This is a genomic window from Sporosarcina ureilytica (assembly GCF_001753205.1).
In the GTDB taxonomy this organism is placed as follows: domain Bacteria; phylum Bacillota; class Bacilli; order Bacillales_A; family Planococcaceae; genus Sporosarcina; species Sporosarcina ureilytica.
On sequence record NZ_CP017560.1, the window covers coordinates 804967 to 829964 of the forward strand.

20 protein-coding genes, 2 tRNA genes and 3 rRNA genes are annotated in these 24998 nt (G+C 41.7%); 21 read left to right on the top strand and 4 right to left on the bottom strand.

Annotation, left to right across the window (positions count from 1 at the left end; all coding sequences use genetic code 11):
• Positions 1 to 72 precede the first annotated feature (72 nt).
• Entirely contained in the window at positions 73 to 828 is a 756-nt protein-coding gene (gene recX, locus BI350_RS04025; RefSeq protein ID WP_342672213.1) for a recombination regulator RecX, read from the top strand.
• On the top strand, positions 821 to 1150 hold the full coding sequence (locus BI350_RS04030) for a YfhH family protein (protein WP_075526958.1): 330 nt from the start codon (positions 821 to 823) through the stop codon (positions 1148 to 1150). Before recX ends, BI350_RS04030 begins: the two co-directional genes overlap by 8 nt.
• A 161-nt stretch (positions 1151 to 1311) precedes the next feature.
• Here the strand turns inward: BI350_RS04030 and BI350_RS04035 are convergent, their stop codons facing one another.
• A complete protein-coding gene (locus BI350_RS04035) occupies positions 1312 to 2292 on the bottom strand; it encodes a metal-dependent hydrolase (RefSeq protein WP_075526959.1) in 981 nt (326 codons plus the stop codon).
• Positions 2293 to 2475: 183 nt separating this feature from the next.
• Between BI350_RS04035 and mutY the strand changes: the two genes are divergently transcribed.
• From mutY to nikC, 10 genes are all read left to right on the top strand, one after another.
• A complete protein-coding gene (mutY, locus tag BI350_RS04040; protein WP_075526960.1) occupies positions 2476 to 3552 on the top strand; it encodes an A/G-specific adenine glycosylase in 1077 nt (358 codons plus the stop codon).
• Positions 3539 to 4285 (top strand): enoyl-[acyl-carrier-protein] reductase FabL, encoded by a 747-nt coding sequence (gene fabL, locus BI350_RS04045; protein WP_075526961.1) that lies wholly within the window; start codon positions 3539 to 3541, stop codon positions 4283 to 4285. The genes mutY and fabL overlap by 14 nt, the downstream gene beginning before the upstream one ends.
• Positions 4286 to 4348: 63 nt before the next feature.
• Positions 4349 to 4582 carry a gamma-type small acid-soluble spore protein gene (locus tag BI350_RS04050; RefSeq protein ID WP_075526962.1) on the top strand — a complete coding sequence of 78 codons (234 nt, stop codon included), beginning with the start codon at positions 4349 to 4351 and terminating at the stop codon, positions 4580 to 4582.
• A 202-nt stretch (positions 4583 to 4784) separates the two neighbouring features.
• A complete protein-coding gene (gene ntdP / locus BI350_RS04055; protein ID WP_075526963.1) occupies positions 4785 to 5330 on the top strand; it encodes a nucleoside tri-diphosphate phosphatase in 546 nt (181 codons plus the stop codon).
• Positions 5331 to 5470: 140 nt separating this feature from the next.
• A complete protein-coding gene (locus BI350_RS04060) occupies positions 5471 to 7216 on the top strand; it encodes an ABC transporter ATP-binding protein (RefSeq protein WP_075526964.1) in 1746 nt (581 codons plus the stop codon).
• Positions 7217 to 7449: 233 nt separating this feature from the next.
• Positions 7450 to 8469 carry an ABC transporter ATP-binding protein gene (locus tag BI350_RS04065; RefSeq protein ID WP_075526965.1) on the top strand — a complete coding sequence of 340 codons (1020 nt, stop codon included), beginning with the start codon at positions 7450 to 7452 and terminating at the stop codon, positions 8467 to 8469.
• Positions 8444 to 9457, top strand: coding sequence for an ABC transporter ATP-binding protein (locus tag BI350_RS04070; protein ID WP_075526966.1), 1014 nt, complete (start codon positions 8444 to 8446; stop codon positions 9455 to 9457). The genes BI350_RS04065 and BI350_RS04070 overlap by 26 nt, the downstream gene beginning before the upstream one ends.
• Positions 9454 to 11091, top strand: a complete 1638-nt coding sequence (locus BI350_RS04075; protein ID WP_075526967.1) for an ABC transporter substrate-binding protein — start codon at positions 9454 to 9456, stop codon at positions 11089 to 11091. The genes BI350_RS04070 and BI350_RS04075 overlap by 4 nt, the downstream gene beginning before the upstream one ends.
• A gap of 168 nt (positions 11092 to 11259) precedes the next feature.
• On the top strand, positions 11260 to 12264 hold the full coding sequence (locus BI350_RS04080; protein WP_075529228.1) for an ABC transporter permease: 1005 nt from the start codon (positions 11260 to 11262) through the stop codon (positions 12262 to 12264).
• A gap of 17 nt (positions 12265 to 12281) precedes the next feature.
• Complete coding sequence (gene nikC / locus BI350_RS04085) at positions 12282 to 13178, top strand: nickel transporter permease (protein ID WP_075526968.1); 897 nt, start codon at positions 12282 to 12284, stop codon at positions 13176 to 13178.
• Between the two features lie 46 nt (positions 13179 to 13224).
• Here the strand turns inward: nikC and BI350_RS04090 are convergent, their stop codons facing one another.
• Both BI350_RS04090 and BI350_RS04095 read right to left on the bottom strand, forming a co-directional pair.
• Positions 13225 to 14304 (bottom strand): FUSC family protein, encoded by a 1080-nt coding sequence (locus BI350_RS04090; RefSeq protein ID WP_075526969.1) that lies wholly within the window; start codon positions 14302 to 14304, stop codon positions 13225 to 13227.
• Positions 14305 to 14428: 124 nt separating this feature from the next.
• Positions 14429 to 15733: a glutamate-1-semialdehyde 2,1-aminomutase gene (locus BI350_RS04095; RefSeq protein ID WP_075526970.1), complete on the bottom strand. Its 1305-nt coding sequence runs from the start codon at positions 15731 to 15733 to the stop codon at positions 14429 to 14431.
• Between the two features lie 136 nt (positions 15734 to 15869).
• On the opposite strand from BI350_RS04095, the gene bcp reads away from it, so the two are divergent.
• From bcp to perR, 3 genes are all read left to right on the top strand, one after another.
• Positions 15870 to 16346, top strand: coding sequence for a thioredoxin-dependent thiol peroxidase (bcp, locus tag BI350_RS04100; RefSeq protein WP_075526971.1), 477 nt, complete (start codon positions 15870 to 15872; stop codon positions 16344 to 16346).
• A gap of 20 nt (positions 16347 to 16366) precedes the next feature.
• The gene (locus BI350_RS04105) at positions 16367 to 17311 is read left to right on the top strand and encodes a D-2-hydroxyacid dehydrogenase (protein WP_075526972.1); all 945 of its coding nucleotides are present in this window, start codon (positions 16367 to 16369) and stop codon (positions 17309 to 17311) included.
• Positions 17312 to 17483: 172 nt separating this feature from the next.
• On the top strand, positions 17484 to 17912 hold the full coding sequence (gene perR / locus BI350_RS04110) for a peroxide-responsive transcriptional repressor PerR (RefSeq protein ID WP_075526973.1): 429 nt from the start codon (positions 17484 to 17486) through the stop codon (positions 17910 to 17912).
• A 143-nt stretch (positions 17913 to 18055) separates the two neighbouring features.
• Here perR and BI350_RS04115 read toward each other — a convergent pair whose 3' ends face one another.
• Complete coding sequence (locus tag BI350_RS04115; RefSeq protein ID WP_075526974.1) at positions 18056 to 18433, bottom strand: YgzB family protein; 378 nt, start codon at positions 18431 to 18433, stop codon at positions 18056 to 18058.
• A 131-nt stretch (positions 18434 to 18564) separates the two neighbouring features.
• Between BI350_RS04115 and BI350_RS04120 the strand changes: the two genes are divergently transcribed.
• From BI350_RS04120 to rrf, 6 genes are all read left to right on the top strand, one after another.
• Positions 18565 to 19428 (top strand): nucleotidyltransferase-like protein, encoded by an 864-nt coding sequence (locus BI350_RS04120; protein ID WP_075526975.1) that lies wholly within the window; start codon positions 18565 to 18567, stop codon positions 19426 to 19428.
• A gap of 388 nt (positions 19429 to 19816) precedes the next feature.
• Positions 19817 to 21370, top strand: a 16S ribosomal RNA gene (locus tag BI350_RS04125).
• A gap of 133 nt (positions 21371 to 21503) precedes the next feature.
• Positions 21504 to 21580, top strand: a tRNA-Ile gene (locus tag BI350_RS04130).
• 15 nt (positions 21581 to 21595) lie between these two features.
• Positions 21596 to 21671, top strand: a tRNA-Ala gene (locus BI350_RS04135).
• A 104-nt stretch (positions 21672 to 21775) separates the two neighbouring features.
• A 23S ribosomal RNA gene (locus BI350_RS04140) occupies positions 21776 to 24727 on the top strand.
• 135 nt (positions 24728 to 24862) lie between these two features.
• Positions 24863 to 24977, top strand: a 5S ribosomal RNA gene (rrf, locus tag BI350_RS04145).
• Together the 16S, 23S and 5S rRNA genes with 2 tRNA genes alongside form the textbook arrangement of a ribosomal RNA operon.
• The last annotated feature ends 21 nt before the right edge of the window (positions 24978 to 24998 follow it).

Here is a 24998-nt window from a genome sequence, read left to right on the forward strand (position 1 = left end):
GATAGGAGGTAGATTGACATACCTGTTATTACTAAGATAACACAACAAAAAAGGGATTCCGAAAGATATAATATTTTTTTAGATGAAGAATATGCATTTAGTGTTCATGAATCAGTACTTGTGAAATTCGGTTTAACAAAAGGGATGACACTTGAAGACTGGTCGGTTGACGATATGGTATATGAAGATGAAATTCAAAAGGCATTCAACCGTGCACTTCATTACTTGGGCTTTAGGATGCGGAGCGAACATGAGGTCAAACAGAAGCTAGTAGAGTTAAAGTACGGGGAAGCAGTCATTATGGAAGCAATAGTAAAACTCCGCAACTTAGGTTTTTTAAATGATAAAACCTTTTCTAAAGCTTTATTGGAAACACAAAAAAATACATCGGGGCAAGGGCCAAGAGCAATTCAGCAAAGACTGCAGCAAAAAGGAATCGATAAAGACTTGCAGGAAAAAGTGCTGAACGAATATTCAGAGTCAGAACAGCTGGAGGTCGCAAGAAAAATGGCTGAAAAAGAAGCCAGGCGGAACCGAACTGAATCTCCTCAACAAAAAGAAAGGCGTATTCAAAATTCTCTTTTACGAAAAGGATATTCCTATGACATTATTAAAGATGCCCTCTCATCTATTGAATTTGAAATCGATGAGGAAGAGTGGGATGAAGTGACAACATCTATTGGCGAAAAAGCTTGGCGTCGATATAGTTCTAGATATAGCGGTAACGAATTGCATCAACGTGTCAAACGGTCTATGTATCAAAAAGGAATTCCGTTTGATAAAATTGATATGTTTATAGAACAAAAGGAGCTCGAAGAAAATGACTGAGAAGCATTATAGTGATATGACCGAACATGAATTAAGAACAGAAATCGCGAACTTACGTGAAAAGGCTCGAAAAGCGGAGCAACTAGGAATTATTAACGAATTTGCAGTGTATCAGAGAAAAATGGTCATGGTCGAATCCTATTTAATCGATCCAAGTACAATAGAACCTGGCGAGATTTACCGAATTGAGGGTGATGAGGGAATGTATTTCCAAGTCGATTATTTAAAAGGTCGTTTCGCTTGGGGGCATCGACTCGGCGGAAAACTTGCCGAGGAAGCCTTGCCGATATCCATGTTGAAGTCTGTGAAAACAGGAAAGTAAAGTTAGATAGGCGAAGAAGAGCTATGGATTAGTTATCCATAGCTTTTCACATCTAAGCGACGCCTTCAGCGCTTTCCGTTAGTCCAGCTTCAGGCGTCGGTTCTCGAGTCATTAGTTGATTGTTTTTATGCTTGTCGTGTCTACCCAGCAATGTCAGCTTTTTAGTAAGGCATAAAGTTAAGTTTTTTGTTTAGTTTTGCTTCGGAGAATATCCATCCTGTATATGAGTTGACAACATTTAATTCGTCATCGATATGGGCGACTGCCACGAATGGGTAATAGTCATTGCTACGGTATCGTAAATCAATTAAACGTACTTCGCATATGTCTTTAATTTTTGTGATTTCCCATCTGTAAATCGGAGAAAATTCGGTAAATGCTTTTACGTTGCTATCTTGCATGGCTGCCTCTACCACGGGTAAGTCCGGTATAGGATCTCGTGTAAATCGGTCATAAATTGTAATGGCCCGTCCATACGCTCGACCGACATAATGACAGGTTTCTGAGGATGCGACGATTCTCCACTGAAAAAAACGAATTGTTGGAGAGATAATAATTTCTGAAGCATCAGGTAGTGTATTCGCAACAGCATGCTTCACGGCGGCTTTTACTGCAAAACGCAGTAAATAGTAAATGAAAATAATACTATATAGTATCGCGAAAACGAAAATAGGGTTTACCCCAAAGCTCCATATCCCGATTGCCACAACATGTAATACAAAAATATTCGGATCAAACGTATTAATCACGCCTATCGCAACCCATTTTTGGGAAAATGGGCGCAATGCTTGTGTTCCATATGCATTAAAGATATCGACAAACACGTGAAGAAACACCGCAAGAAGTGTCCAAGCCCATATGTGTAAAAAATTGGCACCCGGTAATAGAAGTGACAATAAAATTGTGAGTATAAGTGGCCAAAGGAGAACAGCTGGTATGGAGTGTGTAATTCCACGATGATGACGAATGTATACCGCATTATTGCGTAATTTTAACACCGTATCAATATCGGGAATTAAAGAACCAATCATAATCCCTCCGATTGCGGCATGCATGGTTGCTGTTTCCGAGGCTATGACAGGATCCGCTAAAGCAATGCCACTTATCGCCACGCCCATAACAATGTGAGTACCTGTATCCAAAAAAATCATCTCCTTTTGCTTGGAAGAAGACAGTCAATTCTTTTCCGCACAGGTTTTTTAATTATGAGAACGAACCTATATAATATGATATACCCTTTTTCGATTACAAAGAAACTAAAACCGTTTAAAGTTCAACGTTGATCATCAAATAAATTGTTTACAGTCATGCTAAAGGAGAAAAATATGCACATCTTAGAAAACAAAGAAGGATTTCGCCAATCCCTTCTACAATGGTATCAAACTGAAAAGAGAGATTTACCGTGGCGTAGAACGTCCAATCCCTATTATATTTGGGTATCAGAAGTAATGCTGCAACAAACCCGAGTCGATACCGTGATTCCTTATTATGAACGTTTTATTACAAAATATCCTACGATGGAAAAGCTCGCAGATGCAGATGAAAATGAATTATTAAAAATGTGGGAAGGCTTAGGTTATTATTCACGCGCTAGAAATTTACAAGAAGGTGTGCGGGAAGTTGTCGCAACATACGGCGGAAACGTACCAACAAATCGTAAAGAAATATCAACTTTAAAAGGAGTCGGTCCTTATACAGCAGGTGCTGTTTTAAGCATCGCATTTGGCATTCCAGAACATGCAGTAGATGGAAACGTCATGCGGGTTTTATCGAGAATCGTGCTAATTGAAGAAGATATTACGATTCCGCGTACGAAACGAATTTTCGAAGATGTTGTGATGGATTTAATTGATAAACAAGATCCGAGCTCCTTCAACCAAGGCTTAATGGAATTAGGCGCAACAATTTGTACACCAAAACCAAAATGTTTACTTTGTCCAGTTCGAGAATATTGTCAAGCATTTTATGAAGGAAGACAAGAGGAGTTACCCGTTCGAACCAGAAAGAAACGCGGGAAAGTAATTCCAGTTGCTACCTTTGCAATTCAAAATGAACAAGGTGAGTGGTTATTACGAAAACGCCCCGAAAATGGATTGTTGGCAAATTTATGGGAGTTTCCGATGGTGGAATTAACGACGAATCAATCTGCCGGGGAAATTTTATTTAAGCAACTTGGATTAAAAGTTTCGGCTGTTTCTGATATTATGTCTTTTAAGCACATTTTTACCCATTTAACATGGGAAGTAACAAGCTATTATGCAAATTTGAAGGTGGAAAATCGTGTACCAGATGGATATAAGTTTTTCACAGCTACAGAAGTAGAAGCATTACCAAAGCCAGTACCAGTTGTAAAAGTGTGGGATAAGATAAATGGGGGAGAGATTGAAAATGACACAAAGTAAAGTAGCGCTTGTGACAGGAAGTTCTAGAGGATTGGGAAAAGCAATTGCAATCGAACTAGCAAAGAATGGATACGATATCGTTGTAAATTATGCGCGTAGTAAATCTGCTGCGGAAGAAACAGCAAATGAAATTGAAGCACTTGGACAAAGGGCACTCATCATTCGTTCAAACGTTGGCGATGTGAAGAAGTTAAGAGTGATGTATGAAGAGATTAAAAATGAATTTGGGCGGCTGGATGTATTTATTTCCAATGCGGCTTCAGGTGTTTTACGACCAATTATGGAATTAGAAGAGTCTCATTGGGATTGGACGATGAACATTAATGCGAAAGGCATGTTATTTGGTGCACAAGAAGCGGCGAAGCTAATGGATAATGGCGGGAAAATTATCGGCATTAGCTCACTCGGTTCTATTCGTTATTTAGAAAACTACACAACAGTAGGCGTTTCAAAAGCTGCTATTGAATCATTAACGCGTTATTTAGCCGTTGAACTTGCGCCGATGGGAATTGCAGTGAATACTGTTTCTGGCGGCGCATTAGATACTGACGCACTAAAACATTTTCCGAACCGTGAAGAGCTATTAGAAGATGCGCGTATCAATACACCAGCTGGAAGAATGGTACAAATTAACGATATGGTTCAAACCGTGATGTTCCTAGTTTCAGATGATGCCAATATGATTCGAGGACAAACGATTATTGTAGATGGTGGACGTTCATTAACATTGTAAAGTTTTCCAGTGAATAAAAAATCCTTATGTGCACATGATAGTTAGCACGGAGGTGAATATCCATTGACAAACAATCGACAACCGAATCAAACAGACGCGCAACAAGTGCGTCAGCAGAACCAACAGTCTATGCAGAAGCAAGGAATGCAAGGACAACAATTCCAAACCAACATGGCAGAGGAATTCGGTTCTGAAACTGATGTGAATCAGGTGAAAAAGCAAAACCAACAATCTGAAGCGAACAAGTTTAATGCTTCAGGTCAACGTGCTAATCAGTTTGAAAACGGTTCTAGATAAGTAAGTGGATGTACACACCTGCTGGCAGAAGCATTAGGCTTCTGCCAGTTTTTTTATAAGCGGCGGCTGGTTTAAAAACTTCTGCCTTATTTAGCAAACGAACTAAAATACATAATCATTTTAACTTTATCCGGAAAATTGTTATACTAAAGAGATAAAAATGAGCGTTTAAATTTTCAGGTAACTAAAAGGTGGGTTAAACATGACAATTCCTAAGGAAGGGGAAAAGATACAAATACATAGTTACAAACATAACGGCAATATTCATCGCGTGTGGCAAGAAACGACCGTATTGAAAGGAACAAGAAATATTGTTATCGGTGCAAATGAACGGACATTGGTGACAGAATCTGACGGAAGAACTTGGGTGACACGAGAGCCGTCAATTTGTTATTTTCATGCTGAACATTGGTTTAATATTATTTGTATGTTGCGCGAAGACGGTGTTTATTATTATGTAAATATAAGTTCACCATTCGTATATAATAACAAAACATTAAAATACATAGATTACGACCTGGATGTAAAAGTTTTTCCAGATATGGGGTACATGATATTAGACGAAGATGAATACGAACTTCATAAAAAACAGATGAATTATCCAGAAGTAATTGATCAAATTTTACATAATAATCTTGAGAAATTACTCGGATGGATAAAACAAAGAAGGGGACCGTTTGCCTCTGATTTTATAGAAGCATGGACAGCCCGTTATGAATTTTACAAATCGGTACAAGAGGAAAAGTAAGGCTCTAAATGTTATGTAGTTAATATATATTTATTTTGGAATATTAACATGGATTTTATGTATTTTGTATATTCTTTCAATGTTCTCGAGTAAACTTCATTGATAGAAGTGGAAGGCTTTTTGAAATAGGAGGAACATATTTGGGAAATAGTATTAAACGATATTTAAAATTTGTAAAGCCATATAAGTGGTTGATTGCATTGACAATTGTAATTGGTATTATTAAATTTGCAATCCCTCTTTTTATGCCGCTGTTAATGAAAATTGTTATTGATGATATCGTGAGTTCGACAACATTAACTGCAAAGGAAGCAACACGTCAATTATTTTATTGGATTGGCGGAACAATGCTTTTATTCTTTATTATTCGCCCTCCTGTTGAATATTACAGACAATATTATGCGCAATATGTGAGTAATAAAATTTTATATGACATTCGTGAAAATTTGTACAGTCATTTACAGAAGTTGAGTCTTAGATATTATTCAAATACGCGTGCAGGAGAAGTTATTTCTAGGGTCATTAATGACGTTGAGCAAACGAGAAACTTCGTCATGATCGGTCTCATGAACGTTTGGTTAGACATTGCGACAATTCTAATTGCAGTAGGAATCATGTTAACGATGGATATTCCGTTGACAATTGTAACGTTATTAGCATTTCCTTTTTATGGATATAGCGTGAAGCACTTTTTCGGGAAGTTGCGTTTGTTGACGAGAAAACGTTCGCAAGCTTTAGCCAACGTGCAAAGTTATTTACATGAACGTATTGCAGGAGTTAGTGTCATTAAAAGTTTTGCACTGGAAGATGTGGAGCGAAAACGGTTTGATGAAACGAATGGAAAATTCCTAGAAAAAGCAATTGACCATACAAAATGGAATGCGAAAGCTTTTGCAGTTGTAAATACAATAACGGACGTTGCACCTTTATTGGTCCTTGGGTACGCAGGTTATCAAGTAATTAACGATAATTTGTCGGTCGGAACGATGGTAGCGTTCATTGCATTTATTGAGCGAGTGTACAGCCCACTTCGCCGACTCGTAAACTCATCAACAGCCCTTACACAATCATTTGCATCGATGGACCGTGTATTGGAATTAATGGAAGAAAAATATGACATTGTCGATAAGAAAGATGCAAAAACGTTGCCACCGATTGAAGGGAAAGTTGAATTTAAAAATGTCAGCTTTGCTTATGAAAAAGACGGGGAAAATGTACTGAAGAATGTACGATTCCAAGTGCAACCTGGCGAAACAGTCGCCTTTGTCGGCATGAGCGGCGGTGGGAAGTCCACGATTGTTGGCCTCATTCCACGTTTTCACGATGTAACAAATGGAGCGGTTCTCATTGATGATCACGATATAAGAGATGTACAAATACAGTCAATCCGGGACCAAATTGGCATCGTCTTACAAGATAATATCTTATTTAGCGATTCCGTAAAAAGTAATATTTTAATGGGAAAGCCAGATGCTACTGATGAAGAAGTGATAGCGGCAGCCATTGCAGCAAACGCACATGACTTTATACAAGAACTTCCAGAGGGATATGAAACGACAGTAGGTGAACGAGGCGTAAAGCTCTCGGGTGGACAAAAGCAGAGAATCGCCATTGCCCGAGTCTTCTTGAAAAACCCACCACTCCTCATTTTAGATGAAGCAACTTCTGCGCTCGATCTAGAAAGTGAAGCACTTATTCAAGAATCCCTTGAACAACTTGCTCAAGATAGGACAACCCTTATCGTTGCGCACCGTTTATCTACCATTACACATGCAGATAAAATCTTTGTTATAGACGCTGGAGAAGTGAAAGAAATGGGAACTCATGAGGAATTAATGGCACAAAGAAGTATTTATTATGATTTGTTCCAAATACAACAAGTTTAAAGTCGTAAAAAAAGATTCAACTAAATAATTATGTCTGAAACCATAAAACACGAGCTCAACTAGTACTAGTTGAGCCCGTGTTTTTTTATTACGAATCATTTATCCCTAGCATTAAACTGAATTTATTCTTTTTACCTATACTTTAAAATAGTATCCTAGCAAAAATACTATTGCATTTTTCTAAACACTCAGTATAATTGTGATACAAAGATTAGTTGGAAAAGGGTGAAAAAATGGATAGTCGTAAAACCATTTTAGAGGTAATAAATCTTCAAACGACCTTTTTCACAGATTCCGGAGAAATACCTGCTGTCGATCATATTAATTTTCATGTGAAAGAAGGCGAGGTGCTCGGGATTGTCGGTGAATCCGGTTGCGGAAAAAGCGTTACTTCGCTTTCAATCATGGGGTTAGTCCCAAATCCTCCAGGAAAAATAGTAGGCGGAGAAATACGATTTGAAGATAAAGATTTACTAAAAATGACGGAGCGGCAAATGCGTCAAGTACGCGGCAATGATATTGCAATGATTTTCCAAGAGCCGATGACGTCGTTAAATCCACTGTTTACAATTGGCAATCAGATGGTGGAAGCCATTTTAATTCATGAAAAGAAATGGTCTAAAAAGCAGGCGCATGAAAGATCTGTAGAAATGTTGAAACTTGTCGGGCTTCCGCGAGCGAATGATTTGATGAGAGAATACCCTCATCAACTTTCGGGCGGGATGCGACAACGTGTCATGATTGCCATGGCGCTCGTATGTGACCCGAAAGTTTTGATTGCAGATGAGCCGACAACTGCATTAGATGTAACGATTCAAGCACAAATTTTAAAGTTAATGAAAGAGTTGAATACAAGATTAAATACAGCAGTGTTACTCATTACCCATGATCTTGGGGTCGTAGCGGAAACGTGTGAACGTGTAATCGTTATGTATGCTGGTCAAATTATTGAAGAAGCACCTGTGAAAACGATATTTGAAAACCCTCAACATCCTTATACGAAGGGACTCATTCAATCTGTGCCAGATATGAGGTATAAAAAAGAACGACTCTATTCAATTGCCGGAAATGTACCGATTCCGGGAACAGTGAAGCAAGGGTGTCGATTTGCGGCGCGGTGTGAATTTGCATTTGACCGATGTCTCAGCGAAAATCCTGAACTCTATGAAACGTCCGTTGTACAAAAAACACGGTGTTTCTTGTATGACGAAAAAGGAGTGAAGGCGGATGACGAAGCCCTTATTAAAAGTTAAAGGTTTAAAGAAGTATTTTCCAATAAAGAAGGGCTTGCTTGGCAGAACGGCGGGCCATGTAAAAGCAGTGGATGATGTATCATTTCATGTGAATGAAGGAGAAACGTTAGGGATTGTAGGGGAATCAGGTTGTGGTAAGTCTACAACGGGCCGGATGCTGATGCGCTTACTCGAACCTACTGAAGGTAGTGTCGAATTTGATGGCAAGGAATTGACGTCACTTTCGGCGGGCGAAATGAGGAAAACGCGACGCGATATCCAAATGGTATTTCAAGATCCCTATGCTTCCTTAAATCCGCGTCATACGATAGAAAGAATATTAAGCGAGCCGCTACTTGTTCACGGCGTCAAAGATCCGAAAGAACGAAGAGAGAAAGTCCATAGATTTCTTGAGGTTGTTGGATTAAGTGCCTACCATGCAAGGCGTTATCCACATCAGTTTAGTGGAGGACAGCGGCAAAGAATAGGAATTGCCCGTGCTTTGATGACGAATCCGAAATTGATTATTGCAGATGAACCTGTTTCCGCATTAGACGTGTCGATTCAAGCGCAAGTTTTGAATCTCATGCAAGATTTGCAGAAAGAGTTTAATTTAACGTATATCTTCATTGCCCATGACTTAGGGGTCGTTCGCCATATTAGCGATAGAGTCGGTGTGATGTATTTAGGGAAAATGGTTGAAGTGGCGGAAAGTGAAAAACTATACGCCAAGCCATTACATCCATATACGCAGGCGTTGTTGTCAGCAGTTCCTGTTCCAGATCCTGAACATCAGAAGCAGGAAGTTTTACTAGAAGGGGATATGCCGAATCCAGCAGAACCACCGACTGGTTGTAGATTTCATACGAGATGTCCTTTTAAAATGGACATCTGCGGACAAGTCATTCCGCAACTTGTTAATTTCGAGGAGGGTCATTCTGTTGCTTGCCATTTATACTATGAAGAAAGCGACAATGATATAAAACAGAAAGAGGGGGTCATTACGTGAGGAAAGGTAAAGTTTGGTCTTTAGCAATCATGTTGCTACTTGTCCTTTCAACAGTTCTCGCTGCTTGTTCTGGGGGAGATAATGAAAGCGGGGAGAAGGATAAAGAGAAGGATGCTTCAGAACAATCTGGTTCAGGTGGTGGGGAGACGTTAGTATTTGGTCGAGGTGGAGATTCAACTTCATTGGACCCATCAAGAACGACAGAGGGAGAAACGTTTAAAGTAACAATTAACCTTTTTGAAACATTATTAACTTTTGAAGATGAAGGGACAGCGGTTGAGCCGGGGCTTGCGAAGTCTTGGGAGCCATCAGAAGACGGTTTAACGTATACTTTCGAACTTCAAGAAGGCGTTAAGTTCCATGATGGAACAGATTTCAACGCGGAAGCAGTTGTGAAAAACTTTGAACGTTGGGCTTCGGGAGACGCTGAAAAACACCCGTATTATAATTCTATGTTTGGTGGATTTGAAGGCGATGAAGGTCACGTTATTGAGTCCGTAACTGCTGAAGGCGACCATACTGTCGTCTTCAAACTAACACGTCCACAAGCTCCATTTTTGAAAAACCTTGCGATGGACATGTTTGCGATTGCAAGTCCAACAGCGTTTGAAGAGCAAGGTGACGATGATTTTGAAAGAAATCCTGTTGGAACAGGGCCATTCAAATTTGTAGAGTGGAAACCAAATGATTCTATTACGATTGAACGTTTTGATGATTATTGGCAAGAGGGTCTACCAAAATTAGATAAAGTGATTTTCCGTTCTATTCCTGATAATGCTGCAAGATTGAACGCGTTAACTGCGGGAGAAATTGACTTAGCAGATGGAATTAACCCTTCTGACGGTGCGTCAATTGAGGGGAACCCAGATTTACAATTATTTGAGCGTCCATCTATGAACGTTGGTTATTTAGGGTTGACGGTTACACGTGAACCGTTTGATAACAAACTTGTACGTCAAGCAATGAACCATGCAATTGATAAACAATCAATCATTGATGCATTTTTTGAAGGACGCGCTGATATTGCAGTCAACCCAATGCCGCCTTCCGTTTCAGGATACAATGATGAGATTGAAGGATATGATTACAATCCTGAAAAAGCAAAAGAACTTTTAGAGGAAGCTGGTTACGGTGACGGTTTTGAAATGGAACTTTGGGCAATGCCAGTTCCACGTCCGTACATGCCAGACGGCGAAAAAGTTGCAGAAGTGATTCAGAAAAACCTTGCTGACATTGGTATCACTGCAAAAATTGTTTCTCATGAATGGGCAACATATTTAGAACTTGCAAGTAAAGGTGATGCTGATGCATTTATGCTTGGATGGACGGGAGACAATGGTGACCCGGATAACTTCTTATACGTTCTTCTAGATGAAGATAATATTGGAAGTAATAACTATACGTATTTCAAAAACGATGAAACACATGAGTTATTTATCGAGGCACAAACAGAGGTCGATGAAGAGAAGCGTATTGAGCTTTATAAAAAAGCACAAGAAATTCTTCATGAAGAAGCACCATGGGTACCACTTGCGCACTCAATCCCACTTTTAGCGGGTTCTAAAGACATAACTGGTTTCTTACCTCATCCAACTGGGTCAGATTTACTTTCAAATGTTGACTTAGAAAGGTAAGGGAAGGCCAATAGCGTCAGGCAATTAATGTTAACAAATTTATAGAATAAGGTTCTAGATTTTAGTATTCTCTAGCAATAGAGAAAGGGGGAAGTCTACCAGATTTCCTCCTTTTTTCACCATTAAATTAGAGCTGAGTACGTAGGAAGAGTTCGTGAGGTGAAGTTAATGCTTAGCTATATTGGGAAAAGATTACTACAGCTTATTCCAGTCCTGCTTGGGATGACGTTTATTGTCTTTATGATCATCCGGGCAATCCCAGGTAATCCCGCACAAGTAATCCTTGGTCAACAAGCGACAGAAGAAGCGGTTGCGGCATTGACAGCTAAACTTGGGTTGGATAAACCATGGTATACGCAGTACTTTGATTATTTAAAAGGGATTATGACAGGTAATTTGGGCGAATCGATGAGAACACGTGCCCCTGTCGCAGAAGAAATATGGCCTTATTTGGCAGCGACATTTGAACTTGCCTTATTTGCGATGATTATTGCGGTCGTTATTGGGATAAATGCAGGTATTATTTCAGCCTGGTTTCAAAACTCTTGGTTTGATTATACGGCGATGATTCTTGCACTTGTCGGTGTATCGATGCCAATCTTTTGGTTAGGATTGATGGGACAATGGGCGTTTGCCTTAGAGTTAGGGTGGTTGCCAACGACAGGTAGAGAACCAGTCCGAGATCCCGTGGCCGCAATTACGCATTTATATGTCATTGACACAATTATTGCTGGTCGTTTTGATCAATTAGGACAAGTGCTGCGTCATTTAGTACTGCCTGGACTCGCGCTTGCAACAATACCAATGGCGATTATTGCGCGAATGACACGGTCCAGTATGCTTGAAGTGATGCGTTCAGATTATGTCAGGACTGCTAGAGCGAAAGGTCAGAAAATGTTTTTCGTTGTGTACAAACATGCACTTAAAAACGCGATTATTCCTGTGTTAACAATTATTGGATTGCAATTGGGCATGTTACTGGGTGGCGCGATTTTAACTGAAACCATTTTCGCATGGCCTGGCATTGGGCGATATATATACGAGGCAATAGGTTATAGAGATTATCCCGTCATTCAATCAGGTATTTTAATCGTCGCATTCTTTTTCGTCATGATTAACTTAATTGTAGATCTGTTATATAGCTTTATTGATCCGAGGATAAAATATGATTAAGGAAGGGGGGAGCGAAGATGTCTGAATTAGCTCCAAAAGTAGATGGAATTGCTGAAGTGGAAATCAGTCAAAATGTTGGTCCTTGGCGTGAAGCATGGAGAGGATTTAGAAAAAGTAAGGTAGCGGTAGTTGGCGCATTAATTGTCTTGTTTTTTATTTTACTCGCTATATTCGGACCGTTTCTTGCTAAAGAAGGCATTAACGACCAAGTGATGGCTGATCGCCTACAACCCCCTTCGGCTGAATATTGGTTAGGAACCGATGATTTTGGAAGGGATATATTATCAAGAATCATCCATGGAGCAAGGATTTCACTGTGGGTTGGGTTTTCATCCGTTATTGGCTCTGTCATCGTCGGAAGTATTCTGGGAATTATTGCGGGATACTATGGGCGTTGGGTGGATGTCCTAATTTCAAGAGTCTTTGATATAATGCTCGCATTTCCATCGATTTTATTAGCCATTGCAATTGTTGCCGTACTAGGCCCATCCTTACAAAATGCGCTCATTGCAATCGCAATTATTAACGTGCCAAACTTTGGCCGCCTGATTCGGTCGAAGGTGTTAAGTATTAAAGAAGATGAATACATTACCGCGGCCAAAGGAATTGGCATGCGGGATGTTAGAATTTTATTTGCGCATATCCTTCCGAACTCAATGGCGCCGGTCATTGTACAAGGAACGCTTGCGATCGCAACAGCGATTCTTGAAGCGGCGGCGCTCGGATTTTTAGGGTTAGGTGCACAAGCGCCAATGCCGGAGTGGGGAAAAATGCTAGCGGACTCTAAAAACTATATGCAAACCGCACCTTGGACAATGATTTTCCCGGGGCTTGCGATTATGCTGACAGTACTTGGATTTAACTTAATGGGGGATGGATTGCGCGATGCAATGGACCCGCGAATGAAAAATTAAAAACAACCTACAAGTTGATTGTAACTCCAACTTGTAGGTTGTTTTGTTAATAAATATCTTCTTGTATTTCTTTACTTACTTCACTTTCATGGTGCTTTTGGATATAAGTAATGAGTTTATCCAGGTGCTCTAGTTGTTCTTCGTAATTTAAAATTGCTGATAAAATATGAAGTAAATGATAAGTAGAGAAGTCTTCAATTTCTTTTGTCACACTGATTTCCTTCGCGAAAATCTCCATCACTTCATGACGCTGAATATAGTTTTCCAAGTTGGATTCAAGGTTTTCGGCTTTTAATTTGCCAACAAACTTTAAATGCAATTGTTCGTGAAAAGTAAGTAATATATCCAGTCTTTCTTGCACCATGATTCGGAAATGTTCCGGTAAATTAATCAGTTCGTTTTCATACTGATGTAGTTTTTTTAGCATTTCATAACTACTTCTTGATGTAGCAATCATTTGCCTGTAAATCACAAGTTTCCTTGTTTTTGCTCGCGTTATTTTTTTGAAATAGCTTCTTTCCTCTTTAAAAAACAAATACGTTTGATCGATTTCAGTCAATCGATCTCTAATTTTCTTTATTGATTTTTTAGTCGCAATATGGTCAGAAGCTTGACGACCTGCTAGTCGTGTCCATCGGATTATTTCATCCTGTGATTCATGAATGGATTGGAAAAGCTTTGTTTCATATTTTGGTGGCATAAATAACAAGTTTACAAGAAAAGCTGAAAGGACACCGACTACAATTGTAAAGAAACGAAGCAGTGCAAATGAAAGAAATTCATCGCCCCTAATTTCCATTATGGCAATCATCATAACGAGCGCCATTGAAATTGACTTTTCTAGACCAAGTTTATTCATGAGTAAAATAATGACAACAGCTGCTAAACCAATGATGATTAACTGATGGCCAAAAATTAGAACGAAAGTAACCGCAATAATCGCGCCAATAATATTTCCTTGTATTTGTTCGACTATCCTTAAGTAGGAGCGATAAATGGATGGTTGAATTGCGAAAATAGCCGCGATACCAGCAAATACGGTAGTTGGTAATTTGAGCAACTCGGCTATGAATAAAGCGAGTACAATTGCAACACCTGTTTTTAAAATCCGAGCCCCAAGTCTCATAAGGTTGTTCCTCTCTGTTCAAAAATGAAATACTGAATCTGCAAAGCTTCCATAGGACGCGGATAATGACTGACATAAAATTATCCGCGCCTACTCAGTTTATTCGAAGCTATTATACAACAACTTACGAATTCAATGTTGCTGAAAGTTCTTCAAATGATTTATCGACCGCAGAAATCGTTTCTTTAATATCGTCTTCAGTATGTTCAGTTGTTAAGAACCAAGCTTCGTATTTAGATGGGGCGATATTAATACCGTTTTTCAATAATAACTTGAAAAACTTTCCGAAAACTTCGCCGTCTGTTGCTTCTGCTTGTTCGTAGTTTTCAACCTTTTCGTCTGTGAAGAAAAGTGTTAGTGCACCGCCTAGACGATTTGTCGTCAGGGTAACACCGTGCTTTTTAGCGGATTGTAGAATTCCTTCTTCAAGCATCGTACCAAGTCGATCCATTTCTTCATAAACACCTTCTGTCTGAAGCACTTCAAGACATGCGATTCCAGCAAGCATCGATGCGGGATTTCCAGCCATTGTTCCTGCTTGGTAGGCAGGGCCGAGCGGTGCAACTTGTTCCATGATTTCTTGTTTACCACCATAAGCACCGATTGGTAAACCTCCGCCAATCACTTTTCCGAGTGCAGTTAGGTCAGGTGTTAATCCGAGCATGTCTTGTGCACCGCCGTAGTGGAAGCGGAAAGCTGTAATGACTTCATCATAAACGATGAGCGCTCCTTTATCTGCAGCTAGTTCATGAACTAGTTCTAAAAATCCTTCGTTTGGTTCAACAATCCCAAAGTTTCCAACAATAGGTTCCACTAGCACACAAGCTACTTCGTGACCCCACTTTTCCATCGCCTCTTTATAGGCTTCTGGATTGTTAAAAGGAATCGTAATTACTTCTTTTGCAATTGAATTAGGAACACCCGCGGAATCAGGTGTGCCAAGTGTTGCAGGACCTGAACCAGCTGCCACAAGTACTAAATCTGAATGTCCGTGATAACAGCCAGCAAACTTCATGATTTTTGTTCTGTTTGTGTAGGCTCTTGCAACACGAATTGTCGTCATTACAGCTTCTGTACCTGAGTTTACGAAGCGAACTTTATCCATTTTCGGCATCGCTTCTTTTAGCATTTTGGCGAATTTCACTTCATGTCGTGTCGGTGTTCCATAAAGAAGTCCCGTTTCAGCTGCATGCGTCACCGCTTTTGTAATATGCGGATGCGCATGACCCGTAACGATTGGACCATAGGCTGCTAGATAATCGATATATTTATTGCCATCTACATCCCAAAAGTAGGCACCTTTCGCTCTATCCATAACCGTCGGTGCACCGCCACCTACTGCATGGTAGCCGCGGGATGGACTGTTTACTCCACCTACGATATGCTCCGTAGCTTCTTTATAAATGATTTCTGATTTTGTTCTATTCATGTTGATATCCTCCGTTCGTGTGTTACTTCTTCTATTCTAAACAAAATTTCCTCAATACGCCAAAGAAATTGAAAGTGGAAGATTCCTCGGGTACGATAATGAAAGAGTTTATTCATAATTAGGGGAGGAAATGACAATGACAGTACTTGAAGGAAAAAAAGCACCATTTTTTTCACTACGTAATGAAAATGGAGAGCTTGTTTCGTTAGAAGACTTTGCAAATGAAAAATATGTGGTTTTATATTTTTATCCGAAAGATTCAACACCAGGTTGTACAACACAGGCTTGTGATTTCCGGGACAACTATGAAGATTTTAGTAAGTTGAATGCAGTGATTTTAGGTGTTAGCCCAGATAACGAAGCATCGCATCAAAAGTTTATTGGCAAGCATGGGCTTCCTTTTTCACTATTAATTGATGATGAACACGAAGTCGCGGAGCAATATGGCGTATGGAAATTAAAGAAAATGTTCGGACGTGAATTTATGGGGATTGAACGTTCTACATTTTTAATTAATCCTCAGGGGGACGTTGTGAAGGAATGGCGTAAAGTGAGAGTAAAAGGACATATCGATGAAGCATTAGAAACATTAACAGAGATTGTGAATGGGTAATTGATGATGGGGGTGTCATGATGGATGTATTATTTACATTTAAGATAGCAGAGCGTCAAAAAGCGGAATTAATCCAACAATTTCCAACATGTACGTTTCATTTTAAACGGACAGCATCTGGCGAAGAAGTAAACTTTGCGGATGTCATTGTCACATATGGCGGAAATATTAATCATGAACTATTAGCGCGTGCAGAACGGTTAAAGTGGATCATGGTTGCTTCAGCAGGGATAGAGAAGATGCCGCTTGAAGCATTAGAAGAACGAAAAATATTGGTGACAAATGTGCGCGGAATACATAAAACACCAATGGCAGAATCTGTGTTAGGGCATATATTAGCTTTGAAACGTTCTATTCCGGAAATTTACGCCATCCAAGAAACGAAAGAGTGGAAAGGTGATTTTCATTCCACAGAGTTACGTGACTCAACAGCACTTATTTTAGGGCCCGGTTCAATTGGTGGGGAAATTGGCAGATTACTACAAGCGTTTGGCGTTCGTACGGTAGGATGTAATCGTTCTGGAAGAAAAGCAGATTATATGGATGAAACGATTACGTTTGGACAACTAAAGGCCGAATTGCCGCAAGCGGATTTTGTTATTTCTGTATTGCCAAGTACACCGGAAACAACAGGGTTATTAACCGCTGAGCATTTTATGGCCATGAAAGATTCGGCGATATATTTAAACTTCGGTCGTGGTGACGTGCTGAATGAAGCGGAATTAATTGAAGCCTTAAAAGAGAAAAGGATTCATCATGCGGTACTTGATGTTTTTCAAACGGAGCCTTTACCAGAAGACAGTGAATTTTGGACATTGCCAAATTGTACTGTGTCCCCACATGTATCGAGTAAGTCGTGGAAGTATATTGAACGTGCATTAATTATTTTTCAAGAAAATCTTGAGAAGTTTTTAAAAAAAGAGGGAAACTTTTGTAATGTGGTCAATCTAAAACAAGGGTATTGAATTGTTTTTGTAGGGAAATGTTAGCATGAAAGCTTGTTCTCAATTGGATTCGTTTGGATGATAGTAAAGTTTCTGATAAGCATCGCTTTAGTTGACAAACCGACCATCAATTAAGTAAACTGATTATAATGATTACAAAGTAATAATCTTTACAGGATTGAGGTGCAGAGCGATGTCTGAAGTTACATTAAAAGACGCGCTGGACACGTTGAAACAAAGTGGAGTAAGAATCACTCCTCAAAGACATGCCATTTTAGAATATCTTGTTACTTCTAAATCACATCCAACTGCCGATGAAATATATAAATCACTTGCCAGTAACTTTCCTAATATGAGTGTAGCGACCGTCTATAATAATCTTCGTGTTTTTCTAAGCGTAGGACTCATTAAAGAACTCACGTACGGCGACGCTTCGAGTCGTTTCGATTTCATCACACATGACCATTATCATATTATTTGTGATGATTGTGGAAAGATTGTAGATTTCCACTATCCAGGCTTAGAAGAGGTTGAACAACTTGCCGCTCATATTACAGGATTTAAAGTGAATTCACATCGGTTAGAAGTGTATGGTACATGTCCGACGTGCTTAGCAAAATAAGAAAATAGTATTTTAAAAAACAGCCCAAAGTTTTATTCATGTAAAATTTGGGGCTGTTTTTATTTTCCTACATAAAGATTTGTATAATTTGAGGTAAATTTACGTAGAACTGTGTATGATTAATTAGTTCGTAAGCCTACGGGTTAATGACTAGTTGAGTTTTTATCTTTCTTTGCGTTACTTGGTCTATTGTATGACTCATCAAACTCTTTACCTTCAAGTGATGGGTCCATTGTTAGGGGCTCGCGACAATGTCCGCACATATCGACCCGTCCAACTATTTTTGTAAGGCCACCACAGCCCGGACATACAACTTGTGCCGCTCGGGTGGAAATGGCTCCAATCCATGCGTAGGTGATTGTACTTGCAATAATACATAACACACCCAGCGCCATGAAAATCAACATAATAATTTCATGTTTTCTGAAGAAAATCCCTGCGTACATAATAACAACACCGATAAATATTAATGAAAGAGCAAAAGAGCGAATGCGGTTTATCTTATTTTTATACGGTTTCATAAGAAATAATCCTCCTTAACTATCAACAATTACTATAGCATAATTTTATTAATTTCGATATTTTTAGAACTTGAATAAAGGAGTTTACGTCTAGGTGTCGAAGTGTAATTTAGAACAAGGAGGTGGGGACAATGGAGCAAGTTTTAAGGTCAATTTATCAAGAACGAGCAAGTGATCCGACAACACTTGGTGTGCTCCTCGTTGAAAAAAGAGAAGAAGAGGATCCGAATACAGATACGTTCGATGCAATCCTCCTGATCATTACGGCAGATGAGACAACCCCTATCTATACAAAACATTATATGTCTGACGCTGGAAATGCTGCTATGCATGTGATTAGTGATAGTCAACTTAAAAAGTGGTTGGTAGTAGGCTCAAAAAGAAAAGTTGTAGACTGGTTATTTAACGGTACGGTATATTTTGATCGCAATGAGTATGTTGAAAATATGAAACGCGAATTAATAGAGTATCCTTATTATGGTCAGAAAATCAAAATGGGGTTAGAACTTTCTAGGTTAGTTCGAGCTTATATAGAAGGAAAAACTTTTTTTGAAAAAGAAAACTATCTAGATGCTTATAATCATGTCGTGAATTCATTACACCATCTAGCAAGACTAGCAGTTATCGAGAAAGGTTTATTCCCGGAAGTGAAAGTGTGGAATCAGGTAAAAAGAATAGATCCAGCTATCTATAAACTTTATGAAGAATTAATTATGAGTGAGGAACCGTTGAAACAACGTTTGGAATTGCTCTTCCTTGCAAGCGAGTTCTTTATCTATAACCGTACAGCAGAAGGTGCGCAACATATTTTAGAAGTGATGGCTACTAAAGAGTGTTGGGAGATACAGGAGTTACACGAACATGAGGAATTAAAGTTATACTCAGTGGAATTAGAAGTGTTTATTGAGTTTCTAATTAAAAAAGGTTTTATTGAAGTGGTAGAAAGTCCATCTAAAAACAATTTAATCTATCATAGGATGTATAGGGCTAAGTAGATAGGAACATGGCTTTAAATGGGGTGCAATTCAAGCATCCCATTTTTTTTTAGAAAAGGTGTTGACATTTTAGTGAGAGACGTGTTATTCTATTAATCGTCGCTTCAAACGAATGAAAGAAACAACGAGGAACTTTAAATAAAAAAACTTTTTTTAAAAAACCTCTTGACTCTTTCGAGACGCGATGATATATTAGAGAAGTCGCTTCGGGCGACAGACTAAAAAAAGAGTTATTGAACTTACAAGAATGAACCTTGAAAACTGAACAGCAAAACGTCAAGATATAACGACTGCAAATCAACTTGTTGGTTTGTAGGAAACGAATCTTCGGATTCGAATGGACATCTTAAAGATGCCAGCAAAGAAATCGAGCTAATCGAATTTCTCTATTATGGAGAGTTTGATCCTGGCTCAGGACGAACGCTGGCGGCGTGCCTAATACATGCAAGTCGAGCGAACGAGGAAGAAACTTGTTTCTTCCTTTGTTAGCGGCGGATGGGTGAGTAACACGTGGGCAACCTGCCCTGTAGTTGGGGATAACTCCGGGAAACCGGGGCTAATACCGAATAATTAGTTTCTTCGCATGAAGGAACTCTGAAAGACGGCTATGCTGTCACTACGGGATGGGCCCGCGGCGCATTAGCTAGTTGGTGAGGTAACGGCTTACCAAGGCGACGATGCGTAGCCGACCTGAGAGGGTGATCGGCCACACTGGGACTGAGACACGGCCCAGACTCCTACGGGAGGCAGCAGTAGGGAATCTTCCACAATGGACGAAAGTCTGATGGAGCAACGCCGCGTGAGCGAAGAAGGTTTTCGGATCGTAAAGCTCTGTTGTGAGGGAAGAACAAGTATAGGAGTAACTGCCTGTACCTTGACGGTACCTCATTAGAAAGCCACGGCTAACTACGTGCCAGCAGCCGCGGTAATACGTAGGTGGCAAGCGTTGTCCGGAATTATTGGGCGTAAAGCGCGCGCAGGCGGCCTTTTAAGTCTGATGTGAAAGCCCACGGCTTAACCGTGGAAGGTCATTGGAAACTGGAAGGCTTGAGTACAGAAGAGGAAAGCGGAATTCCACGTGTAGCGGTGAAATGCGTAGAGATGTGGAGGAACACCAGTGGCGAAGGCGGCTTTCTGGTCTGTAACTGACGCTGAGGCGCGAAAGCATGGGGAGCAAACAGGATTAGATACCCTGGTAGTCCATGCCGTAAACGATGAGTGCTAAGTGTTAGGGGGTTTCCGCCCCTTAGTGCTGGAGCAAACGCATTAAGCACTCCGCCTGGGGAGTACGGCCGCAAGGCTGAAACTCAAAGGAATTGACGGGGACCCGCACAAGCGGTGGAGCATGTGGTTTAATTCGAAGCTACGCGAAGAACCTTACCAGGTCTTGACATCCCGCTGACCGGTATAGAGATATACCTTTCCCTTCGGGGACAGCGGTGACAGGTGGTGCATGGTTGTCGTCAGCTCGTGTCGTGAGATGTTGGGTTAAGTCCCGTAACGAGCGCAACCCTTGACCTTAGTTGCCAGCATTCAGTTGGGCACTCTAAGGTGACTGCCGGTGATAAACCGGAGGAAGGTGGGGATGACGTCAAATCATCATGCCCCTTATGACCTGGGCTACACACGTGCTACAATGGACGGTACAGAGGGTTGCCAACCCGCGAGGGGGAGCTAATCCCATAAAACCGTTCCCAGTTCGGATTGCAGGCTGCAACTCGCCTGCATGAAGCAGGAATCGCTAGTAATCGTGGATCAGCATGCCACGGTGAATACGTTCCCGGGTCTTGTACACACCGCCCGTCACACCACGAGAGTTTGTAACACCCGAAGTCGGTGGGGTAACCCTTTTGGGAGCCAGCCGCCGAAGGTGGGACAGATGATTGGGGTGAAGTCGTAACAAGGTAGCCGTATCGGAAGGTGCGGCTGGATCACCTCCTTTCTAAGGAAATTTAACGGAATGAAGAGAAAGTTCTCTTCAACTTGACGTTTTGCGTTCAGTTTTGAAGGTTTATTAAGAAGAGTAAAAACTAAGTGTTTCGAAATTCAATAAATGCTTCATATAACTTTCGGAAGGGCCTATAGCTCAGCTGGTTAGAGCGCACGCCTGATAAGCGTGAGGTCGGTGGTTCGAGTCCACTTAGGCCCACCATTTTCGAGAAGTCATGGGGCCTTAGCTCAGCTGGGAGAGCGCCTGCCTTGCACGCAGGAGGTCAGCGGTTCGATCCCGCTAGGCTCCACCATATAATTTGTTCTTTGAAAACTGGATAAAACGACATTGAAATAAACACAAATGTAGTAATGTATGAATCAATTGTTGTATATCGCTATACAGCATTGGTTTTAAGGTTAAGTTAGAAAGGGCGCACGGCGGATGCCTTGGCACTAGGAGCCTATGAAGGACGGCACTAACACCGATATGCTCTGGGGAGCTGTAAGTAAGCTTTGATCCAGAGATTTCCGAATGGGGAAACCCACTGTTCGTAATGGAGCAGTACATATACGTGAATACATAGCGTATATGAGGCACACCCGGAGAACTGAAACATCTAAGTACCCGGAGGAAGAGAAAGAAAATCGATTCCCTGAGTAGCGGCGAGCGAAACGGGAACAGCCCAAACCAGGAAGCTTGCTTCCTGGGGTTGTAGGACACTCTATACGGAGTTACAAAGGAATGCATTAGATGAAGCGACCTGGAAAGGTCTGCCATAGTGGGTAATAGCCCCGTAATCAAAAGTGTATTCTCTCCAGAGTGGATCCTGAGTACGACGGAACACGTGAAATTCCGTCGGAATCCGGGAGGACCATCTCCCAAGGCTAAATACTTCCTAGTGACCGATAGTGAACCAGTACCGTGAGGGAAAGGTGAAAAGCACCCCGGAAGGGGAGTGAAATAGATCCTGAAACCGTGTGCCTACAAGTAGTCAGAGCTCGATGCTGTTTCTTCGGAAACAAGCTGAGTGATGGCGTGCCTTTTGTAGAATGAACCGGCGAGTTACTGATTACATGCAAGGTTAAGCAGAGAATGCGGAGCCGCAGCGAAAGCGAGTCTGAATAGGGCGTTTTAGTATGTAGTCGTAGACCCGAAACCAGGTGATCTACCCATGTCCAGGGTGAAGGTAAGGTAACACTTACTGGAGGCCCGAACCCACGTATGTTGAAAAATGCGGGGATGAGGTGTGGGTAGCGGTGAAATTCCAATCGAACCTGGAGATAGCTGGTTCTCTCCGAAATAGCTTTAGGGCTAGCCTCAAACGTTAGAATCTCGGAGGTAGAGCACTGTTTGGACTAGGGGCCCATCCCGGGTTACCGAATTCAGACAAACTCCGAATGCCGATGATTTTTGTTTGGGAGTCAGACTGCGGGTGATAAGATTCGTAGTCGAGAGGGAAACAACCCAGACCACCAGTTAAGGTCCCCAAGTATTCGTTAAGTGGAAAAGGATGTGGCGTTGCCCAGACAACCAGGATGTTGGCTTAGAAGCAGCCACCATTTAAAGAGTGCGTAATAGCTCACTGGTCGAGTGGCGCTGCGCCGAAAATGTACCGGGGCTAAACGAATCACCGAAACTGTGGACTGACACCTTTGGTGTCAGTGGTAGGAGAGCGTTCTAGGGGCGTCGAAGCTAGACTGTAAGGACTAGTGGAGCGCCTAGAAGTGAGAATGCCGGTATGAGTAGCGAAAGAAGGGTGAGAATCCCTTCCACCGAATGCCTAAGGTTTCCTGAGGAAGGCTCGTCCGCTCAGGGTTAGTCGGGACCTAAGTCGAGGCCGAAAGGCGTAGACGATGGATAACAGGTTGATATTCCTGTACCACCTCCCCGCCGTTTGAGTAATGGGGGGACGCAGTAGGATAGGGTGAGCGCACGGTTGGTAATGTGCGTCTAAGCAGTGAGGTGTGAAACGAGGCAAATCCCGTTTCTATAACATTGAGCTGTGATAGCAAGGGGAATTTTCCCCGGAGTCCCTGATTTCACGCTGCCAAGAAAAGCCTCTAACGAGGCGGGAGGTGCCCGTACCGCAAACCGACACAGGTAGGCGAGGAGAGAATCCTAAGGTGATCGAGAGAACTCTCGTTAAGGAACTCGGCAAAATGACCCCGTAACTTCGGGAGAAGGGGTGCTCTGATAGGGTGTTAAAGCCCGAGAGAGCCGCAGTGAATAGGCCCAGGCGACTGTTTAGCAAAAACACAGGTCTCTGCAAAACCGTAAGGTGACGTATAGGGGCTGACGCCTGCCCGGTGCTGGAAGGTTAAGGGGAGAGGTTAGCGCAAGCGAAGCTTTGAACCGAAGCCCCAGTAAACGGCGGCCGTAACTATAACGGTCCTAAGGTAGCGAAATTCCTTGTCGGGTAAGTTCCGACCCGCACGAAAGGCGTAACGATCTGGGCACTGTCTCAACGAGAGACTCGGTGAAATTATAGTACCTGTGAAGATGCAGGTTACCCGCGACAGGACGGAAAGACCCCGTGGAGCTTTACTGCAACCTGATATTGAATTCTGATGCAGTCTGTACAGGATAGGTAGGAGCCTTTGAAACCGGAGCGCCAGCTTCGGTGGAGGCATTGGTGGGATACTACCCTGACTGTATTGGAATTCTAACCCATGCCCCTTAGCGGGGTAGGAGACAGTGTCAGGCGGGCAGTTTGACTGGGGCGGTCGCCTCCTAAAGAGTAACGGAGGCGCCCAAAGGTTCCCTCAGAATGGTTGGACATCATTCGTAGAGTGCAAAGGCATAAGGGAGCTTGACTGCGAGACCTACAAGTCGAGCAGGGTCGAAAGACGGGCTTAGTGATCCGGTGGTTCCGCATGGAAGGGCCATCGCTCAACGGATAAAAGCTACCCCGGGGATAACAGGCTTATCTCTCCCAAGAGTTCACATCGACGGGGAGGTTTGGCACCTCGATGTCGGCTCATCGCATCCTGGGGCTGTAGTCGGTCCCAAGGGTTGGGCTGTTCGCCCATTAAAGCGGTACGCGAGCTGGGTTCAGAACGTCGTGAGACAGTTCGGTCCCTATCCGTCGCGGGCGCAGGAAATTTGAGAGGAGCTGTCCTTAGTACGAGAGGACCGGGATGGACATACCGCTGGTGTACCAGTTGTCTTGCCAAAGGCATAGCTGGGTAGCTACGTATGGACGGGATAAATGCTGAAAGCATCTAAGCATGAAGCCCCCCTCAAGATGAGATTTCCCATTACGTAAGTAAGTAAAATCCCTCAAAGATGATGAGGTTGATAGGTCCGAGGTGGAAGCATGGCGACATGTGCAGCTGACGGATACTAATCGATTGAGGACTTATCCTTTAAAAAAATGTTACGAGTTTGTGTCATAAAATGTCACGTTTATCCAGTTTTGAACGAACAAAACTAATTAATTTACAAAAAAGGCTTGCATTCCTAGCAGGATCTGATATAATTAGAGTTGTCGTGTTAATAGAGTCCAGTGGCGATAGCGAAGAGGTCACACCCGTTCCCATACCGAACACGGAAGTTAAGCTCTTCAGCGCCGATGGTAGTTGGGGTTAGCCCCTGCAAGAGTAGGACGTTGCTGGTCTCGAAATCCTTATCCACACAT

Excerpts from the sequence above, each read along its gene's own strand:
- bcp (WP_075526971.1), top strand. The coding sequence starts at position 15,870 with ATGACAGTACTTGAAGGAAAAAAAGCACCATTTTTTTCACTACGTAAT.
- BI350_RS04120 (WP_075526975.1), top strand. The coding sequence starts at position 18,565 with ATGGAGCAAGTTTTAAGGTCAATTTATCAAGAACGAGCAAGTGATCCG.
- BI350_RS04030 (WP_075526958.1), top strand. The coding sequence starts at position 821 with ATGACTGAGAAGCATTATAGTGATATGACCGAACATGAATTAAGAACA.
- BI350_RS04070 (WP_075526966.1), top strand. The coding sequence starts at position 8,444 with ATGACGAAGCCCTTATTAAAAGTTAAAGGTTTAAAGAAGTATTTTCCA.
- BI350_RS04065 (WP_075526965.1), top strand. The coding sequence starts at position 7,450 with ATGGATAGTCGTAAAACCATTTTAGAGGTAATAAATCTTCAAACGACC.
- perR (WP_075526973.1), top strand. The coding sequence starts at position 17,484 with ATGTCTGAAGTTACATTAAAAGACGCGCTGGACACGTTGAAACAAAGT.
- fabL (WP_075526961.1), top strand. The coding sequence starts at position 3,539 with ATGACACAAAGTAAAGTAGCGCTTGTGACAGGAAGTTCTAGAGGATTG.
- nikC (WP_075526968.1), top strand. The coding sequence starts at position 12,282 with ATGTCTGAATTAGCTCCAAAAGTAGATGGAATTGCTGAAGTGGAAATC.
- BI350_RS04115 (WP_075526974.1), bottom strand. The coding sequence starts at position 18,433 with ATGAAACCGTATAAAAATAAGATAAACCGCATTCGCTCTTTTGCTCTT.
- BI350_RS04095 (WP_075526970.1), bottom strand. The coding sequence starts at position 15,733 with ATGAATAGAACAAAATCAGAAATCATTTATAAAGAAGCTACGGAGCAT.
- BI350_RS04105 (WP_075526972.1), top strand. The coding sequence starts at position 16,367 with ATGGATGTATTATTTACATTTAAGATAGCAGAGCGTCAAAAAGCGGAA.
- ntdP (WP_075526963.1), top strand. The coding sequence starts at position 4,785 with ATGACAATTCCTAAGGAAGGGGAAAAGATACAAATACATAGTTACAAA.
- BI350_RS04080 (WP_075529228.1), top strand. The coding sequence starts at position 11,260 with ATGCTTAGCTATATTGGGAAAAGATTACTACAGCTTATTCCAGTCCTG.
- mutY (WP_075526960.1), top strand. The coding sequence starts at position 2,476 with ATGCACATCTTAGAAAACAAAGAAGGATTTCGCCAATCCCTTCTACAA.
- BI350_RS04090 (WP_075526969.1), bottom strand. The coding sequence starts at position 14,304 with ATGAGACTTGGGGCTCGGATTTTAAAAACAGGTGTTGCAATTGTACTC.